This window comes from Corynebacterium sp. LaCa_23 (assembly GCF_058182375.1).
The window spans coordinates 172435-189078 of the sequence record NZ_CP190825.1 but is presented as its reverse complement, the minus strand read 5'-3'; the positions used below and the strand labels follow the sequence as shown (position 1 = coordinate 189078).

At 65.0% G+C, this 16644-nt stretch carries 15 protein-coding genes, 1 tRNA gene and 1 other RNA gene; 8 read left to right on the top strand and 9 right to left on the bottom strand.

Translation table 11 applies throughout. From position 1 onward, the window contains the following. The first annotated feature begins 25 nt into the window (after positions 1-25). The 5 genes from ACP8IT_RS00960 to ACP8IT_RS00940 all read left to right on the top strand — a co-directional run bounded on the left by ACP8IT_RS00960 (position 26) and on the right by ACP8IT_RS00940 (position 5616). Positions 26-808: a hypothetical protein gene (locus tag ACP8IT_RS00960; RefSeq protein WP_490290218.1), complete on the top strand. Its 783-nt coding sequence runs from the start codon at positions 26-28 to the stop codon at positions 806-808. Between the two features lie 429 nt (positions 809-1237). Further along, positions 1238-2338, top strand: a complete 1101-nt coding sequence (locus ACP8IT_RS00955; RefSeq protein WP_414017574.1) for an exonuclease domain-containing protein — start codon at positions 1238-1240, stop codon at positions 2336-2338. Between the two features lie 27 nt (positions 2339-2365). Continuing rightward, entirely contained in the window at positions 2366-3643 is a 1278-nt protein-coding gene (locus ACP8IT_RS00950; RefSeq protein WP_005280819.1) for a Mur ligase family protein, read from the top strand. After that, a complete protein-coding gene (locus ACP8IT_RS00945) occupies positions 3636-4409 on the top strand; it encodes a type 1 glutamine amidotransferase (RefSeq protein WP_490290217.1) in 774 nt (257 codons plus the stop codon). The genes ACP8IT_RS00950 and ACP8IT_RS00945 overlap by 8 nt, the downstream gene beginning before the upstream one ends. A gap of 124 nt (positions 4410-4533) precedes the next feature. Next, entirely contained in the window at positions 4534-5616 is a 1083-nt protein-coding gene (locus tag ACP8IT_RS00940) for an HNH endonuclease signature motif containing protein (RefSeq protein ID WP_490290216.1), read from the top strand. A 61-nt stretch (positions 5617-5677) separates the two neighbouring features. Here ACP8IT_RS00940 and ACP8IT_RS00935 read toward each other — a convergent pair whose 3' ends face one another. The 6 genes from ACP8IT_RS00935 to ffs form a co-directional block, all read right to left on the bottom strand. After that, positions 5678-6334 (bottom strand): recombination mediator RecR, encoded by a 657-nt coding sequence (locus ACP8IT_RS00935; RefSeq protein WP_023029977.1) that lies wholly within the window; start codon positions 6332-6334, stop codon positions 5678-5680. Between the two features lie 72 nt (positions 6335-6406). Next, positions 6407-6772, bottom strand: coding sequence for a YbaB/EbfC family nucleoid-associated protein (locus ACP8IT_RS00930; RefSeq protein ID WP_023024999.1), 366 nt, complete (start codon positions 6770-6772; stop codon positions 6407-6409). 56 nt (positions 6773-6828) lie between these two features. Beyond that, positions 6829-9561 (bottom strand): DNA polymerase III subunit gamma and tau, encoded by a 2733-nt coding sequence (locus ACP8IT_RS00925; RefSeq protein WP_490290215.1) that lies wholly within the window; start codon positions 9559-9561, stop codon positions 6829-6831. An 18-nt stretch (positions 9562-9579) separates the two neighbouring features. Continuing rightward, positions 9580-10104: a suppressor of fused domain protein gene (locus ACP8IT_RS00920; protein WP_237791637.1), complete on the bottom strand. Its 525-nt coding sequence runs from the start codon at positions 10102-10104 to the stop codon at positions 9580-9582. A 22-nt stretch (positions 10105-10126) separates the two neighbouring features. Beyond that, positions 10127-11398, bottom strand: a complete 1272-nt coding sequence (locus ACP8IT_RS00915) for an aspartate aminotransferase type Ic (protein WP_284629513.1) — start codon at positions 11396-11398, stop codon at positions 10127-10129. Between the two features lie 64 nt (positions 11399-11462). Next, positions 11463-11559: signal recognition particle sRNA small type (ffs, locus tag ACP8IT_RS00910), an RNA gene on the bottom strand. Between the two features lie 209 nt (positions 11560-11768). On the opposite strand from ffs, the gene ACP8IT_RS00905 reads away from it, so the two are divergent. From ACP8IT_RS00905 to ACP8IT_RS00895, 3 genes are all read left to right on the top strand, one after another. Then, a tRNA-Ser gene (locus ACP8IT_RS00905) sits at positions 11769-11857 on the top strand. 127 nt (positions 11858-11984) lie between these two features. Continuing rightward, the gene (locus ACP8IT_RS00900) at positions 11985-13526 is read left to right on the top strand and encodes a molybdopterin-dependent oxidoreductase (RefSeq protein ID WP_490290214.1); all 1542 of its coding nucleotides are present in this window, start codon (positions 11985-11987) and stop codon (positions 13524-13526) included. Positions 13527-13551: 25 nt separating this feature from the next. Beyond that, on the top strand, positions 13552-13800 hold the full coding sequence (locus ACP8IT_RS00895) for a hypothetical protein (RefSeq protein ID WP_023016563.1): 249 nt from the start codon (positions 13552-13554) through the stop codon (positions 13798-13800). On the opposite strand, the gene ACP8IT_RS00890 is transcribed toward ACP8IT_RS00895, so the two are convergent. From ACP8IT_RS00890 to gluQRS, 3 genes are read right to left on the bottom strand one after another with little or no spacing between them, the layout of a single operon-like run. Continuing rightward, positions 13797-14132, bottom strand: coding sequence for a hypothetical protein (locus ACP8IT_RS00890; protein ID WP_490290213.1), 336 nt, complete (start codon positions 14130-14132; stop codon positions 13797-13799). The two genes, ACP8IT_RS00895 and ACP8IT_RS00890, sit on opposite strands and share 4 nt — an antisense overlap. Positions 14133-14135: 3 nt before the next feature. Then, the gene (locus tag ACP8IT_RS00885; protein WP_005276438.1) at positions 14136-15728 is read right to left on the bottom strand and encodes a cation:proton antiporter; all 1593 of its coding nucleotides are present in this window, start codon (positions 15726-15728) and stop codon (positions 14136-14138) included. 13 nt (positions 15729-15741) lie between these two features. Continuing rightward, a complete protein-coding gene (gene gluQRS, locus ACP8IT_RS00880; RefSeq protein WP_490290212.1) occupies positions 15742-16635 on the bottom strand; it encodes a tRNA glutamyl-Q(34) synthetase GluQRS in 894 nt (297 codons plus the stop codon). Positions 16636-16644: the final 9 nt, after the last annotated feature.

The following is a 16644-nucleotide window of genomic DNA, read 5'->3' as shown; positions in this document are numbered from 1 at the left end:
GGGCCGGCATGGTAGAAGATCGACTATGCCTTCTTCTACCTACCTCATCCCCCACCGCGGCCTCGGCGCGGTGCAGGCCTTGCCCATTCACGGCGCATCGGTGAAGGGCACGGAGGAATTTACCGTCACCCTGGCTCCCGGCCAGGAGGGCGGTTTAAGCGTGGAAGCACAGGGCCAGATCGGCACCATTAGCGCCGCGGACCGCGCGGAATACCCCGAGATCGACCTGCTTTTCCGCGCCGGTCTCACCCCAGCCGCCACGGCCCAGCCGCATGCCGATGGCCACGTCACCCTCCTGCTTCCCCGCCCCGGACTCTGCCTGCCGGCGAATAATCCGCCCGGCGGCCCCTATACGATGCTGGGCTACGCCCCGCCCATCGATATCACCGATCTCCCCGCGGACCTCGATATCCCCGCCCAGGCCCGGATGCACGTGCTGGTCAACCTCGTGCCCTCCGCCAACGCCGTCGATGTCTTCTTCGGCCCTAAGTTCCTCACCACCCTATCCCCGGGCCCCTCGCTGCCCCCGCTTGCCGATGCCCCCATCCTCGCCCACGCCTACCACGCCCCGCGCGGCAACGATCGTGTGCTGAGCATCTACGCCGGCGACCCGCTTCCCGCCTCCAACGAGGACTCCGTGGCAGTTGCCACCCCCACCACGCAGGCGGCGACCGAGACTTTCGAAACCAGCAGTTTCCGCGCCGTCACCGCCACCCCGGAGCCCACGCGCCACACCGGGTGGTGGGTCACGGCCATAGCCCTAGTCGCCGTCGTGGCGCTGGTGACCGTATTCATCGTCGCGGTTTAGTGTCCACTAAACCGGATTAGGCAATGAAAAGGCCCGGCGCGCCCTGTCCCGCCACAGGAATTCCGGGATACTAGACTTAGGTTGATGAATAACACACCTGGCCCCTCCCCACGGTCGCCGCAGGCTCCCTCGCCGGCGACCATGGCGTCCCAGCATGCGGCTAGGACCCACGCCCAGGCGTCCCCTCACTCCGCAGCCGACTCCGCCACCCCTGACGCGGACCCCGCGCAGCCGGGCCCGCGTCGGCCTCGACCCCGTCCACGCCGCGCCGTCCGCCCCTCCGGCGGGCCGGCGAAGCCGAAAACCCCGGCCGACACAGCCGCTTCGGCCGCTCCAAGCACCACAGCATCCGAGGCCTCCGCATCCAGCGCGGACAGCGCGCCGCAAAAGCAGCCGGACAAGACCGAGACCGTCACCAAGCACCCCTACGTGGCCCTCACGCTGCAGACCACGGGCATCCACCCCTCGACCGGGCGCATCGTGACCATCGATGCGGTGGCCTTTGATAACGCCGGCGATATTGGCCAGCGCTTCCACGCCGTGCTCAAGCCGGATATCGACGCCGGCCCGCACCACCTCCACGGGCTCACCGTCGCGGATATCGAGCAAGCACCTGCCTTCAGCAGGATCCTCAAATCGCTGGATAAGCTTATCGATGGCCGCACCCTCGTCGTCCACGATATCCCCTATACCTGGGGTTTTATCGTCGCCGAGGCCCGCCGCGCCATGATGACCGCCGCCCGCCAAAACCGCGCGCGCAACCGCGGTCGCAATAAGGGCAAGCGCCGCCGCCAAAAGGTGGGCCACATGCCCGCCCCCGTGCGCATCATCGATACCTTGGCCACCTCGTATGCGCAGGGGGTGCGGTCGAATGATGTGCGGCTGAGGGGCGTCGCTAAGCAGAATGGCTTGGATGCTGATCCTAAGGCGACGGTGGAACGCGCCCGGCGTCCAGAGCAGGAGACCTCGCGCGAGGAGACGGAGCTGCTCATCCAGCTCTACCAGCACCAACAACGCGGCCCGGTGCGCAGCTATGCCCCAGACGATGTCCGCGCCGACCGCTTTGGCCTGCAGCGCTCGCACGTGCGCGTCGATGCCGCCGAAGCCCCCGTGCAGCACCACAACCCCGGCAAGTACGAGCCCGGCAAGGAGCTGCGCCGCGGCATGGAAATCGTCGTGGCCCCCGAAATTCTGGAGGACCCGGATACGATTATTTCCGCCCTCATGCGAGAGGAGCTGAACTATTCGGAAAAGCTCACCCGCGAGGCATCGCTTGTCGTGTGCAATGTCACCACGGATCTCGTGGGCAAGGCCATGCACGCCCAGCGCAAGGGCATCCCGCTGATGTCCGATGCCGCGTTTCTCGATGCCCTCACCCGCATCGAAGACCCCACCACTGCGCGGCGCCAGCCCCCGCAGAAGAGCGGTGGAAATAACCAGAGCAAGAGTCAGAAGCGGCGGCGCAGGCGCGGCGGGCGCGGCCGGGGGCGGCGAAATTCTGGCGGCTCGGCGCCCAAGAACAACGCCTAGGCCGCTTCCCCGACTACCCTAGGGGGCATGAGTTTTTCAGTCCCGGGTGCCTTGAAGAAGTTGCGCACCACCGCCGCGACATCCGCCGCGAAGCTGGCGACCACCGCTTCCCGCGCCACCGGCCGGGGCGCCGGCGGAATGATCGGCGGCCTTATCGCCAATGCCATTGACCCCTCCATCATGACCAACCTGGGTGGCGGGCGCCCGGCCGTGCTGGTCACCGGCACCAACGGCAAGTCCACCACTACCCGTATGCTCGCCGCCGCGGTCCGCGCCGAGCACCAGGTCGCCACCAACGACGGCGGCGATAACATGGACGCCGGCATCATCTCCGCGCTCATGGCAGGTAAGGACGCCTCGCACCTCGTCCTCGAGGTCGACGAGCTGCACGTGCCGCACGTTGCCGATAACCTCAACCCGCAGGCGCTCGTCCTGCTCAACCTCACTCGCGATCAGCTCGACCGCGTCGGCGAGATCAACAAGATCGAACGCGCCCTCCGCGGTGCCGTGGAGGCCCACCCGGACATGCTGGTCATCGCCAATTGCGATGACGTGCTCATGACCTCGGTGGCCTATGACGCCAAGAACGTCATCTGGGTTTCTGCCGGCGCCGGCTGGCTCGGCGATTCCGTCACCTGCCCGCGCACCGGTGGCCACGTCGTGCGCACCGAGGATGACTGGTATGCGGTCAAGCCGCTTGCCGATGGCCGCGAGTTCCGCCGCCCGCAGCCGACGTGGGGCATCGACAAGCATGGCGTTATTACCCCCACCGCAAAGCGCCCGCTGAACCTGGCGCTGCCGGGCCGCGCCAATCGCGGCAACGCGGCACAGGCCATCGCCGCAGCCGTCGAAGGCTTTGGCGTGGACTTGGATCGCGCAATTGCCGCGGCAGAAAGCATCGATGACGTCGCCGGCCGGTATTCCACCATTCATTGGAAGGGCCGCGAGATTCGCCTGCTGCTGGCCAAGAACCCCGCCGGCTGGCAAGAGGCCCTGTCCATGGTGGACCGCAGCGCCGATGGGCTGGTCATCGCCACGAACGGGCAGGTTGCCGATGGTATCGACATGTCCTGGCTCTGGGACGTAAAATTCGAGGGCTTTAACGGTCTCAGCGTCAAGGCCGCCGGCGAGCGCGGCACCGACCTTGCCGTCCGCCTCGTCTACGCGGATATCACCCACGAGCTCATCCCGGACCCCATGGATGCGCTCGCCGCCTGTCCCGAGGGCCGCATCGAGGTCCTTGCCAATTACACCGCCTTCCGCGATCTGAAAAAGGCCCTGTCCAAGGAGGCTAATAATGCTTAATATCGGCCTAGTGCTTCCCGATGTCCTCGGCACCTACGGCGATGACGGCAACGCCCTCGTGCTGCGCCAGCGCGCCCGCATGCGCGGCCTCGACGCCGAGATTCACCCCATCCGGCTGGGCGAACCCGTGCCCGAGACGCTGGATATTTATACCATTGGCGGCGGCGAAGACACCGCGCAGATCCTTGCCGCAGAACACCTCATTGCCGATGGCGGGCTAACCCGCGCCGCCAATTCCGGCCGCCCCATCTTGGCCATCTGCGCCGGCTTGCAGGTCCTGGGCGAGTCCTTCCGCGCTTCCGGCCGGGTTATCGATGGCGTCGGGCTTATCGATGCCACCACCGCCGGCATGCAAGACCGCGCCATCGGCGAGGTGTCTTCCACCCCTACCGGCGCCGGCGTGACCGCAGATCTCACCGAGCCGCTCACCGGCTTCGAAAACCACCTGGGCGCGACCATCCTCGGTCCGTCCGCTCGCCCGCTGGGAACCCTCACCCGCGGCAACGGCAACGCCGACCAAGCCGCCACCGCGGATCTCGCCGATGGTTCCACCCAGCGCACCTACGAAGGCGCCGTGCAGGGCAGCGTCATCGCCACCTATATGCACGGCCCCGCCTTGGCCCGGAACCCACAGCTCGCGGATCTGCTCCTCGCCCAAGCCATAGGCGTCTCGCTCGCGGATCTCGATCCGCTGGATATCCCCGCCGTCGACCGCCTGCGCACCGAGCGCTTCAACGCCGCCGAGCCGCCGCGCTCCCAGCGCTAAACCTGTGGATAACTTCCCCAATTCACGGCCTTCACAACCAAAAAGAGCCGAATTGAGCCAAGTTATCCACAGGCTGGCCGCGGTCGCCTTGTAGCTCCCAGGCCCCAACTCTAGGCTGCGGGGCATGACGTTATTGGAGCAGCTGGGGGACATCGCCAAGCGCGGCGTAGACCTGATTGAAGAGGCCTACGCTGCCGCTGACCTGCCCCTGCCTGCGGACCAAGCGCGCGAGCTGCGCCGCACCGCCGAGGCTTTCCTCTCTCCCACCAGCCACTCGCGCTATCAACGCCGCGCCCTAGCCGCCGCGCGCCGCAACCAGCACAGCCTGGGCACGCTCGCGCTCATCGCGCGCCGCTCCCGGCGGGTGAAGAATCCCACCGAGCGCTGGCGCTTCCGCGAAACGCTGTGCGCCACCGCCGGGACCACCGCCGAAGTGTCCCGCGCCGCCACCCGCCTGCTACGCGACATCGCCCCGCCGCCCGAGCGCGAAGACGGCGGGCGCCGCATCCTGCACGGCGAGAAAACCACGCTGAGCTTTACCGGCCCCGCCGCCGAAATGGCCGATATCTGGGCCACCGCGAAGGGCGATCCCCTCGCCTGGCTCACCGGTTCCCGCGCCGTCGCGCCGGCCAGCGTGACCACCAATGTCATCATCGAGCTGCCGGATTACCTGAAGATCCTGCGCGGCGAGGGCTCCGAAGTCCGCCTCGCCATGACCAACGGCGCCACCATCACCGGCGCCGACCTTATCCGCCGCACGCTCGCCGGCGCCGGCCTTTTCACCCTCATCCACCCCGAGGAAGGCCCCGTCAACCTCTACCGCGCCCGCCACGCCTCCGCCAAGCAGCGCCGCATGCTCGAGGCCGAAGGCGCGCGCTGCGCCTGGCCTGCTTGCAGGCGCCCCGCCGCCGAATGCCAAGCCCACCACATCTTCGAATACGCCCGCGGCGGCCACACCCACCCGGCGAATATGTGCCTTTTGTGCCCGTACCACAATTCGATCAACGGCCTTCCGGGGCGCGGGCGGATGGCGCGCGTCAACGGGCGCATCGCCTGGCTGCCGCCGCATCCGCGCCACGCGGACCGCCCAGCCCACCCGCCGGGTTCCGCTGCACCGTCACATTCGGCTTCGCCGCCTGAGCCGAATGCGCCTCCCCCAGTCTTTACTGGCCGCGCCCCACGAGGGCCGACCGCCGCCGTGCCCTAAACCGCAAAACCGCTCAGCTCGAGTAAATCCCGAACGGCACCGCGGTCGGTGCCGCGGACTCCTAAATGGTCAAGCGCCCCGAGAGCGCACGGGACAAGGTGAGCTCGTCCACGAACTCCAAATCGCCTCCGAGCGGCATGCCGGAGGCCAATCTGGTGATCTTTAAATCGGGGAAGTCCCGCAATAGCCGCACCAGGTAAGCCGCGGTGGCCTCGCCCTCCGTGTTTGGATCGGTGGCGAGGATGACTTCGCGGATGGTGGGAGTGTCGTCGTAAAGCGGAGCCTCTGGCGTGGAATCCGCCAGCTCCCTATCCGGCAACACCCCGCCCAGCCGCTGGAGGAGCGTGGAAATATTCAAATCCTTCGGCCCAACATTGGCCAGCGGGTCCAGCGCACCGCCAAGCACGTGGTAGCGGCCCTCGTACTCGCCCGTGCGCTCGATGACCTGGATGTCCTTCGGCTCCTCCACGACGCAAATGGTGGAGGCGTCGCGCTGCGAATTGATGCAAATCCGGCACACATCCTCGCGCGAAATATTGCAACAAATGCGGCAGAAAGTAACGCCATCGCGCACCCCGCCTAAGGCATTTTGCAGGCGCTCAATATCCTCCGGTTCCATGTGCAACACATGAAACGCGATACGCTGCGCCGACTTCGGGCCGATGCCCGGCAGGCGCGAAAACTCATCAATGAGGTCCTGCAGAGGTCCTTCAAACACCACAACTCCCAAAATTACGTCAAGGCCGCGGCCCCGCTATCGGGACAACGGCCTTTTAAGAATATCGCGCGGTTAGAAGCCGCCGAACATGTCATCCATCGACGGTCCACCCTGGCCGCCCATGCCCTGCGAGAGGGGACCAATCTTTTCCTGTGCCAGCTTGCCCGCAGCGGCGTGGGCATCCTTAAACGCGCCCATCACCAGGTCCTGCAGCGTATCGATGTCCTCCGGGTCAACCACGGACTTATCAATCTGCAGGTCTACCAGCTCGGCGCCACCGGTCATGGTCACCTTAACCAGACCATTGCCCGCGCTGCCCTCAACGTTGGTGGCCAGGATTTCTTCCTGCGCCTTCTGCAGCTCGGCCTGCACCTGCGCGGCCTGCGCGATGAGGTCATTCATGTCGTTGGGTTGTGGGGTGGAATCTTGTTCAGCCATAGCTTTCGTCCTTTCTCAATAGCTTTGCTACCGCCCGAGTCTACCGTGCCACAGTCCTATACACGGCGTGCGCCTAGTTCCTTTTCCACGAGCTCCATCGCCACCTCGGTGGCGCTGCGGTGGTCCATTTCGCCTGCGGACTGCGCGGCTTCGACCATGTCGCGTTCTTCATCATCGCGCGTATAGGCCGGCGGTTCTTCCGGCGGCGGCTCGTCCGCGGGGCTTTCCGGCTCGGGCGGCAGCGGCACCCCGTTGCTAAATTGCGGCGTGCGCGCGAATTCCTCATCGCGCTGCTTCGCCACCTCGCTTGCCTTGGCGATGCGCGAGCGCCACCCAGGCTTACTCTCCGCCTCCTTATCGTCGCTGGGCTCCCGCTCGGGCGCGTTGGGGTTCCATTCGGGTTTAGCTTGCGGGGCCCGCGGCGCATCGAATCCAGCGGTCTTCGGGTCCGTGCCCACCACGCAATTGACCTCAATATCACGCTGGAATTCCTCCCGCAGCACGTCCACGATGACGGAATTATTCGCCGGCGCATTGATGCGTTCTGCCAGCGCACCGGTGGTATGCCCCAGCGTCAGCGTATTATCGCGGAATCCGAGCACGCGGGCTTCGGCAAGCATGATTTCGGCGACCTTATTCCGCTTGCCGACGCTCCCCCTCAGCTCCACCCAGTTCCGCTTCACTGCCTCCACGAAGTCACCGTCATCGCCGCTTGCCGATGCCCCCTGCGCCTGCTGTTGTTCTCCATGGTCTTGTTGCTGCCCCTCCGGCTGCGCTGGCGCCTGCGCTGCCTGGGTCTGGCTCTGCCTCTCCGGCTGCGCGGGCGCCGCCGGCACCGGCTTCTCCAGCGGTTCCGCCTGGCTGTTACCGCGGGCTGGCGCATTCTGCGGAACCTGGCGCTCCTGGCCCCATGGATCCGCGCCGACGTCAGTTTTTACGTCGTCGCCTGCTCCAGCAGGCGAAGCGTCCTTTTCAGGCACATCGCTAGACTGCGAATCCGTGGACTGCTGCTCAGGCCGCCCAGCCCAATCAGCCTGCGCCGATTGCGCATGCTCCGCGCTCGGTTGTTCTTGGGACAACTCAGATCGTCCCTGATTCTCAGCCCCTGTCGACTCCGTTTGCGCTGGCTGTTCATGTTGCGCCGCCGGTGCTGGCTGCGCAGACTGCTCAGCCGGGGTGGCCTGCGCCGACTGCGCAGGACCCTCATGCTCGCCACGCGATTGCTGCGCCGTTGCCTCCGGTTGAGACGATGGTGACGGTGATGTTGCTTGCCCCGACTGTGCCTCGGTGCCAGCGGCCGCTTGATTTGATTGTTGTGCAGGCACCTCTGAGCCAGTAGGGCCCGTGGCGGCCTGGTTTTGTCGTTGCTGTGGCTCCGCCGGTGCGGTGGAGCCCGGAGCAGGCTGGTTTTGCTGGGCCTGGGACTTTGCGCGGCGCCGCGCGATGATGGCGGCCGCTGCCGACTGCGGGTCTTGGGCACCCGAAAAGGCGGGGCCGTTTCCCGCAGAGGGTGCCGCCTGGCCCGATTGTCCTGGCTGTCCTGCCTGCGCTGCCTGAGCCGATTGTGCCCCTTGGCCGGCCTGGTTGGGCTGGCTTGCCTGTGCGGATTGCGGGGCGCCGCTGGGCTGGGCGGCCTGAGGCAATTGGCCTGGCTGGCTCGCGGCGCCCAGAGCTGCACCCGGCGCCGCGCCGGACGAGGTACCGATGAGCAGGTGCGCGCACATGATTTCGAGCAGCAGGCGCGGCGAGGTGGCCCCGGTCAGATCGCTGATGCGATCATTGACGGTGGAGGCAAGATAAGTCAACTGCGGGCCGGAAAAACGCTGCGCTTGGGCGGTGAGCACCTCGGCGCGGTCGGTAGGCGCGGAAACCAGGCCGGCGTCGATGGCGCCCGGCACTGCCTGCAGGATCATCAGGTCGCGCAAGCGGTCGAGCAGATCCACCGCAAAGCGGCGTGGGTCGTGGCCGGCCTCGATGACGTTGTCGATCTGTGCGAAGAGGCCGGCCTTGTCGTTCTCGGCGAGGGTGGCGATGGTGTCATCGAGAAGCGTGACGTCCGTAACCCCCAGCAGCGGGCGCGCGAGGTCATAGGTCAAGCCATCGGGGCCCGCACCGGCCAAAAGCTGGTCCAACAGCGACAAGGTATCGCGCGGGGAGCCACCGCCGGCCTCGATGACCATGGGATAGACGGCGTCTTCAACCTGCACGCCCTCAGAAGCCACGGTCTTTTGCAGCAGCCCCTTCATCGCGGGCGGGGTAAGCAGGCGGAAGGGATAGTGGTGCGTCCGGGAGCGAATGGTGCCGATGATCTTTTCCGGCTCCGTCGTCGCAAAGATGAAAATCACGTGCTCGGGCGGCTCTTCAACCACCTTGAGCAACGCATTGGCACCGGACGGGGAAATCATGTGCGCCTCGTCGATGATGAAGATGCGGTAGCGCGATTCCGCCGGCGCATAGTAGGCGCGGTCGCGCAGCTCGCGCATGTCCTCCACGCCATTGTGCGAGGCGGCGTCGAGCTCCGTCACGTCCAGGTTGCCCGGGCCGCCGGGCGCAAGCGACACGCACGAATCGCACTTGCCGCACGGCGTCGAGGTGGGCCCGTGCTCGCAGTTGAGCGACCGGGCCATAATCCGCGCCGAAGACGTCTTACCGCAGCCGCGCGGGCCGGAAAAGAGGTAGGCGTGGTTGATGCGCCCCGCGTCGAGGGCGGCAGATAGCGGCGTGGTGACCTGCTCTTGCCCCACGACCTCGGCAAACGTTGCTGGACGGTATTTCCGGTATAAAGCCACGGTTAGCCAGTTTACCGGCTAACCCTCGCGCGACCAGTCCAGCAGGTCAATGCCCTGCTCGGCCACAGCTTTCTGCAGCTTGCCGACGCCTTCTTCCACCCCAAACGCATATTCCGCATCCGTCAGCATGACCAGCTGCAGCACGAGCGTCAGGCGGTCATCCTCGCGGTATTGCGGCGTCTGCCCGCCCCAGAGGTACGGGGCGATGAGCAGTCCGTGGTGCACGGTCTGCTCGCCAGGGAGATCTAAAAGCGACGGCAGCAAGACGCCGGGCTGCGCGGGCAAGAGGCCGCCCGCCTTCTCCAGCTTCGCGGCCGCGGCCCCCACGGCGGCGGCGACTTCGGGCTGGCCCACGCGCGCCACCGTCACCAGTTCGCAGCGCACATCTAGGCCTTCGGCATCGCTGCGCAGGCCGGTATCGACGTCGTTGAAGGTGGTGGTGAGGGCGAGAGATTGGGCATCGGCAAGCGTGGCTAAACCCAGCCTGCGCCCATCGACGTACCGGAACTCCAGCGGAGCCGGGATGACCTCGCTGAGCCACACTGCGGATTCGTCGGCGTTGATTTTAGCCCTCCGCCTTTTCGATGGCCGCCAGGAGCACGCAGGTGGCAACGCCGTCGATGGCTTCCTCGATTTCCTCCTGCGGCGGCAGCGACACCGCAAGACGGATATTGCGGTCATTCTCATCGCGTCCGTGCGGGTAGGCCGCGCCCGCCTTGGTGAGCACGATGCCGGCGTCCTTGGCCAGTTCCCACACGCGGGTGGCGGTGCCGTCGACGACGTCCATGGAGATGAAGTAGCCGCCCGCTGGGTCGGTCCATTCCGCCACGCCGTACTCGCCCAGGCGCTCATCCAGGATGCGGCGCGCGGCGGCGAACTTCGGCGCCAGCAGCTCGGCGTGGCGGCGCATCAGCTCGCGCACGCCGTCCGCGGACCCGAAGAACTCGGCGTGGGCAAACTGGTTAATCTTATTCGGCCCAATGCCGCGGATGCCCGCGTGCGCCAGGTACCAGTCGAGGTTCTCCGCCGAGGAGCCGAAGAAGCTCACGCCGGAGCCCGCGAAGGTGACCTTGGAGCTCGAGGACATGGCCCAGAAGCGGTTGGGGTGCCCGCCCTGCTTGGCGATGTCCAGCACCGGCAAGACTTCCGGAAACTCCTCTGTCAGCGTGTGTACTGCATAGGCGTTATCCCACACGATGCGGAAATCAGGCGCCGCGGTGTCCATTTCTGCCAGGCGGCGGGTCTTTTCCTCCGAGATAAGTACGCCGGTGGGGTTGGAGAACATGGGGATGAGCCACATGCCCTTGACCTGTGGGTCCTGGGCGAGCTTAGCGATGGCCTCGACATCCGGGCCGTCGTCTTCCATCGGCACTGTCACCAGCTCAAAGCCGAAGAGCTCCGTGATGGCGAAGTGACGGTCATAGCCGGGCACGGGGCAGATCCACTTGACGGTTTCTTCCTCGCTCCACGGGCGCAGCGAATCATTGGTGCCGAAGATATAGGACCAAGAAATCAGGTCGAACATGATGTTGAGCGAGGAGCTATCGCCGGCCAGCAAGAGCTCTGGGTCAATATTGATTAACTCGCCCCACAGCTCGCGCAGCTTCTTAACGCCCTTCAGGTTGCCGTAGTTGCGCAGGTCAGCACCTTCAGCATCGGTATAGTTTCCCTCACCCGGCAGCGACAACAGCGCATTGGAGAGATCGAGCTGCGCCTTCGAAGGCTTGCCACGGGTCAAATCCAGCTTGAGGCCCTTTGCCTTCAGTCCCGCATATTCTTCGCGGACTTTCGCGGCAAGTTCTGCCAAGGCGGACGATTCCAGAGTGAGAAGCGACATTAGTATGTCTTACCTTCCATAGTGTGGTGCGACGTTTAGCCACCAATACTAACGCACCCTGCACAAAAAAGGGACCCCGCGCACCCGTCAGAGCCTCCTGACCCTTGCTGCATTCCTGCCCTGGGGGAGTTCAGAGGATGGACGCCACGCGGAATCCTGTCTTTACCTTAACGCCCACGGCCCGCATAAGCCAAATACACCGCCGCCCGACATCGCTTGGGGCGAGGCGGAAGGCTGTGAGGGCATCGGCAAGCGGCAGCAGTTCGGTGAGCGCCGGGTCCTGCCCTACCGAAACCCAATAATTGCCCAAAAATCGGTACTGACCAGGCGATTGGCATTCTAATTGCCACGGCTGCTAATGTTTCTTCTCGGAGGATTCGACTAGCGGCCTATGTCACACGCCTGGAACGCGTGCGGGGTTCACGCCCCTCGTGGGTTCAAATCCCACATCCTCCGCCACTGGAAATCCCGGCTCGAAAGGGTCGGGATTTCCGCATATCTACAGCCTGCTTGTTTAATCCGTGAAAACCCGTCAAAATAGAGATAGTTCCTTTCCCCATAAACTATCTCACTAGGACTCTCCCCCATGGACTATGTCTTGGCTCTCGGCGAAAACCCCGATTTTCCTTTGTGGCTTCGCGCGACACACCTCATCAACTTTGTACTCATCGGCATGCTCTTGCGCTCCGGGCTGGAAATGCTTTCTTCCATGCCGCGCCTGTGGTGGCGCAATGACTGCGCCCCAGGCACCGAATGGCTGCGTTTTACCAAGCGCAAGCTGCCGAAGGAAGAGGGCGTATATACCTCTTTGATGGACGAGCTTTCGTGGTCACCGGTCGTGACGCTGCCGGGCCGCGAAAACGTGGGCCTGGGCCGCCACTGGCACGGCCTTTCGGTCATGCTGTGGGTCCTCAATGGCTTGGTATATGTCGTGCTGCTCTTTGCCACTGGCCTGTGGCAGCGCCTCATCCCCACGTCCTGGGACATCTTCCCTGAGGCCTGGGATACCTTCAAGGTCTATATCAGCCTCAGCGCCCCCGGCATCGAGCACTTCACGCCCTACGATGCCCTCCAGCAGTTGGCCTACGCCTTCGTCATCTTCATCGTCGCGCCCTTCATGATGGTGACCGGTCTGGGCATGTCGCCGGCCATCCGCGTGCGTTTCCCGTGGTTCGTCAAGATGCTGGGCGGCCACCAGGGCGCGCGGTCGCTGCACTTTATCGGCATGGTCTTAATGTCCGCGTTCATCCTGGTCCACGTGGTGCTGGTCTTCTTCGTGCACCGCGAGCACAACATGGTCCACATCGTCTTCGGCGACGTTTCCACCGAGCGCTATGTGCAGGCCTTTACCACCGTAGTCATCACCATCGTGGCGGTCATCATCTTCTGGATTGCCCTGTCCTACTGGACCTTGGCGGACCGCGCCCGGGCGCATAATTTCTTGGTCTCGTTCACCGAAATCGGCCGCAAGCTTTCACTGAACCACTTCCACCCGCGCAAGCCCAAGGAGACCAAGGACTCGCCGCTGCCCATTTCCTCCTTCCACTGGACCAACGGCCTGCCGCCGACGGAGAAGGAGTCCCCGGAGTGGACCGAGTACAAGCGCAATGGCTGGCAGGATTACGCCATTACCGTGGCTGATGATGTCAACGGCACCGAAAAGACCGTCACCCTTGAGCAGTTGCGGGAGCTGCCGCAGACGTCTTATATCGCCACGCATACCTGCATGCAGGGGTGGTCGGCGACCTCCAAGTGGGGAGGGCCCAAGCTTGCCGATGTCCTCGAGCTACTCTGCCCCCGCCCCGAAGGCGCCAACTACGTGCTCATCGAGTCCTATGGCTTGGCGCAAAAGATGTACGATAACCGCCCGCGCGAGCCTTTCTACGCGGCCTTCGATATCGAGACCGCCATGGAAGATCAGTCCATTTTGGCGATTTCGCGCAATGACCAGGACATCGATCTGCACTTGGGCGCCCCAGTGCGCGCCCGCGTGGAGTCGAACCACGGGTATAAGGCCGTGAAGTGGGTATCGCGCATTGCCTGGATTGGTGATTACGCCGACTACGGCGATGGCCGCGGCGGCACCCGTGAGGATTCCGCGCTCCAGGCCTTCAACGGCCGCATCTAACACCGAAGGATTAGAATCTGTTTCTATGACCGATAAATCTTCTGTCACCGAAACCCGCATCGCCATCGAAGGCGTCCGCAACGACAATGACGTGCGCAAGTGCCTGCAAAAGCTCTACGGCATCTTTGCCGATACGGGAATGGGCCAAGCCACCTTCGAGATGACCGGGGAGGCCACCGCGGATGTCGTCATCAAGCACTCCGAGTCCGTCACGGTGAACCCAGAGGTCATCGATGCGGCGGTGCGCAAGGCGGGGCCGTACCGCCTCGCCTAGTCGATGCGCGGTGGCTCGTAGCCGTCCTCTTTGAGCCACGCGATATGCGGTGGGGTATTCATGCCCCACTCGCTGCGCGCCCAGGCAAAGGTCTGGCGCACCTCGGCCTCGGAATAACCGCCATCGCGCAGGTACTGCCGGAAGCCATTCGGCCCGGAATCCTTGATCCAGAGCCAGACGTAGTCGTCAAGGGAGTCATCGGCAAGCAAGCTTTCTAGGCCCGCCGGAACGAACTCGCGCTCGGCGCGCACGCGGTCCGCCAAGTCCGCGTCGAGGAAATCGTAGAGGTAGTCCATCGCGTCCTCGAGCTCAGCATAGCGTTGTGGATCCATGGGCTAAATCTCCCGGTGATTGGTGCCGATGACCATGCGGTCGATCTCTTCCAGTATCTCATCCACGATGGCCGGATTGAAGGCCCGATCCTTGCGCAGGGCTAGGAGCTCGCTCTGCGCGGCATTGAGCGCGGTGCGGCGGGCCTCCAGCGCGACACGGCGGGCCTCCTCAGCGCGCTGCTTGCGCTCGTCGTTATTCTCAGCGGGGTTTTCGCCATCGCCCAGGCGGTCCTCGAACCACTGGATGACGTTGGCGGAAATTTCCGGATCGACCGTTTCGGCCTCGCCGGTGGCATCGTCCTCGGGGCGGAATTGCGATAGCGCATCGATGCTGGCGGCGCGCGCCCGCGAAACCACCGCGGCGCGCATCTTATCGTTGGCGGCCTGCGAGGCCTCGGTGAGATCGAGCTGCCGCATCAACCACGGCAGCAGCAGGCCGGGCAGCACCATGGTGACCAGCAGGACGGTCAGTGCGATAACGGCCAGCTCGTGGTGGAAGGCGAAGACGCCGGTGGGAATGGACAAAACCAGCGCCAAGGTCACCAGGCCGCGCATGCCGGACCAGGTCATCAGCAGCACCTCCTGCATCCGCAGCGGGGCAACGTGCGGGCGCCCGCGCGAGACGTTGAGGCGGTAGTAGAAGAACATCCACACAAAACGCACCACGAAGGCCACCAGCGAAAGGATCACGCCGACCATGACGGAATGCCACAAATCCGAGCCGACCTCCGCGATGGCGGTATTAACCGTCAGCCCGATAAGGCCAAAGGCGACACCGGTAAACAGCAGCTCCATGGTCTCCCAGAAAGACTGGCCGGAAAGCCGGTCCTCGGCCTGGATATCGGCGCGCGAGTTGAGCTCGACGGCGGCGATGACCACGGCGATAACGCCAGAGGCCTCCAGCTCCTCGGCCACGAGGAAGGTGGCAAAAGGAACCACCCAGGTCAAAGCGTTGCGCGCGACCACATCGTGGACGTGGGTAATAAACAGCGCCGTCAGCCGCCCGATGAGCCAACCAATGGCAAGCGCGACGACGGACGAATAAAGGAAGCTCAGCACGCCGCTGCCAAAAGAAATATCCCCGCCCTGGGTCACGGCGGCGAGCGCGAGGTGGAAGGCGACGATGGAGGCGGCATCATTAAATAGCCCCTCCGTTTGCAAGGTGGTGATGATGCGGCGCGGGATGCCGGCGGGCTCGGCCACCGCGTCCACGGCCACGGGGTCCGGCGGGGCGATGGCCGCGCCGATGAGGATGGCGGCGGCGATGCTAATCCCCGGCAGGAATGCGTAGGCGGTCGCGCCCACGGCCAGGGTGGTGGCGACGACAAGCAGCACGGACAGGCTCAGGATGGTCACCCACTGCCCGCGAATCACGCCCCAGGACGTGCGCCGCGCCAGCGCCCACAGCAGCGGCGGCAAAAAGATGGGAAGGATGAGCTCGGTGGGGATGTCGAATTGCGGCAGCCCCGGCACGAAAACGGCGCAGGCGGTAATAATCGTCAGCAGCGCGGGCCAGGGCAGCCCGACCCTATCGCCGATCGCAACGACGAAGACGGTCAGCAGCATGAGCCCGATGAGAACCAATAAAACTTCCATGGGCTCGATAGTATTACGCGCGCCAAATATACGGCTCGCGGCTCAATTCCTCCGGCCGGAACTGCGCGAGGAGCTCAGCGGCGGTCTCCGCCTCATAGCCCAAAGACTGCGCCAGCTGCTTGACGATGCCCCTCTGTTCCCCCATATCCCGCATCGTCACCGCACCATCGCGCTTGGCCAAGCGCTTGCCCGCGGAATTCAGGACCAGCGGCACGTGCACGTAGGTAGGCGGTGCAATCCCCAATAAGGAAGCAAGATAAGCCTGGCGCGGGGCGGAGGATAAGAGATCGTCGCCGCGGACCACCTGGTCGATGCCCTGGTAGGCATCATCCACAACCACCGCCAGGTTATAGGCCCAACCGCCGTCCTGCCCGCCGCGGCGCAGGATGAAATCATCGACGTCGCCGGTGTAATCGCCGTGCAGGGCATCGTGGATGGTAAAGGTGGAGACATCGGCGCGCAGGCGCAGCGTCGGCTGGCGGTTGTCGGCGGCGAGCTGGGCGCGTTTGGTGGCACGTTGGGCATCGGAAAGCGCACGGCAGGTGCCCGGGTACTGGCCGGGGATGGCGTGCGGGGCGCGGGAAGCCTCGCGGATATCCTTGCGCGAGCAGTAGCACTCGTAGACCGGCAGCTTCTGGAGCGCCGCGGCATAGGCGGCATCGCGACCCTGCTGGTAGATGACCTCGCCATCCCAGTCCAGCCCCAGGGCCGCAAGGTCCGCGAGCTGGCGCTCGGCCGCCGCGCGGGAGGAGCGCTGCTTGTCGATGTCCTCCACCCGCACCACAAACCTGCGCCCCGTCGAGCGCGCGTAGAGCCACGCGAGAAGCGCCGTGCGAAGGTTGCCAAAGTGCAGATCGCCGGAAGGGCTCGGGGCGTAGCGGCCCGCCCCGGTGGTCGCGGAATTCATAGTCCCAGC

Coding starts and splice junctions, on each gene's coding strand:
- ACP8IT_RS00960 (WP_490290218.1), top strand. CDS start 26: ATGCCTTCTTCTACCTACCTCATCCCCCACCGCGGCCTCGGCGCGGTG.
- ACP8IT_RS00950 (WP_005280819.1), top strand. CDS start 2,366: ATGAGTTTTTCAGTCCCGGGTGCCTTGAAGAAGTTGCGCACCACCGCC.
- ACP8IT_RS00945 (WP_490290217.1), top strand. CDS start 3,636: ATGCTTAATATCGGCCTAGTGCTTCCCGATGTCCTCGGCACCTACGGC.
- ACP8IT_RS00940 (WP_490290216.1), top strand. CDS start 4,534: ATGACGTTATTGGAGCAGCTGGGGGACATCGCCAAGCGCGGCGTAGAC.
- ACP8IT_RS00930 (WP_023024999.1), bottom strand. CDS start 6,772: ATGGCTGAACAAGATTCCACCCCACAACCCAACGACATGAATGACCTC.
- ACP8IT_RS00915 (WP_284629513.1), bottom strand. CDS start 11,398: ATGTCGCTTCTCACTCTGGAATCGTCCGCCTTGGCAGAACTTGCCGCG.
- ACP8IT_RS00900 (WP_490290214.1), top strand. CDS start 11,985: ATGGACTATGTCTTGGCTCTCGGCGAAAACCCCGATTTTCCTTTGTGG.
- ACP8IT_RS00895 (WP_023016563.1), top strand. CDS start 13,552: ATGACCGATAAATCTTCTGTCACCGAAACCCGCATCGCCATCGAAGGC.
- ACP8IT_RS00890 (WP_490290213.1), bottom strand. CDS start 14,132: ATGGATCCACAACGCTATGCTGAGCTCGAGGACGCGATGGACTACCTC.
- ACP8IT_RS00885 (WP_005276438.1), bottom strand. CDS start 15,728: ATGGAAGTTTTATTGGTTCTCATCGGGCTCATGCTGCTGACCGTCTTC.
- gluQRS (WP_490290212.1), bottom strand. CDS start 16,635: ATGAATTCCGCGACCACCGGGGCGGGCCGCTACGCCCCGAGCCCTTCC.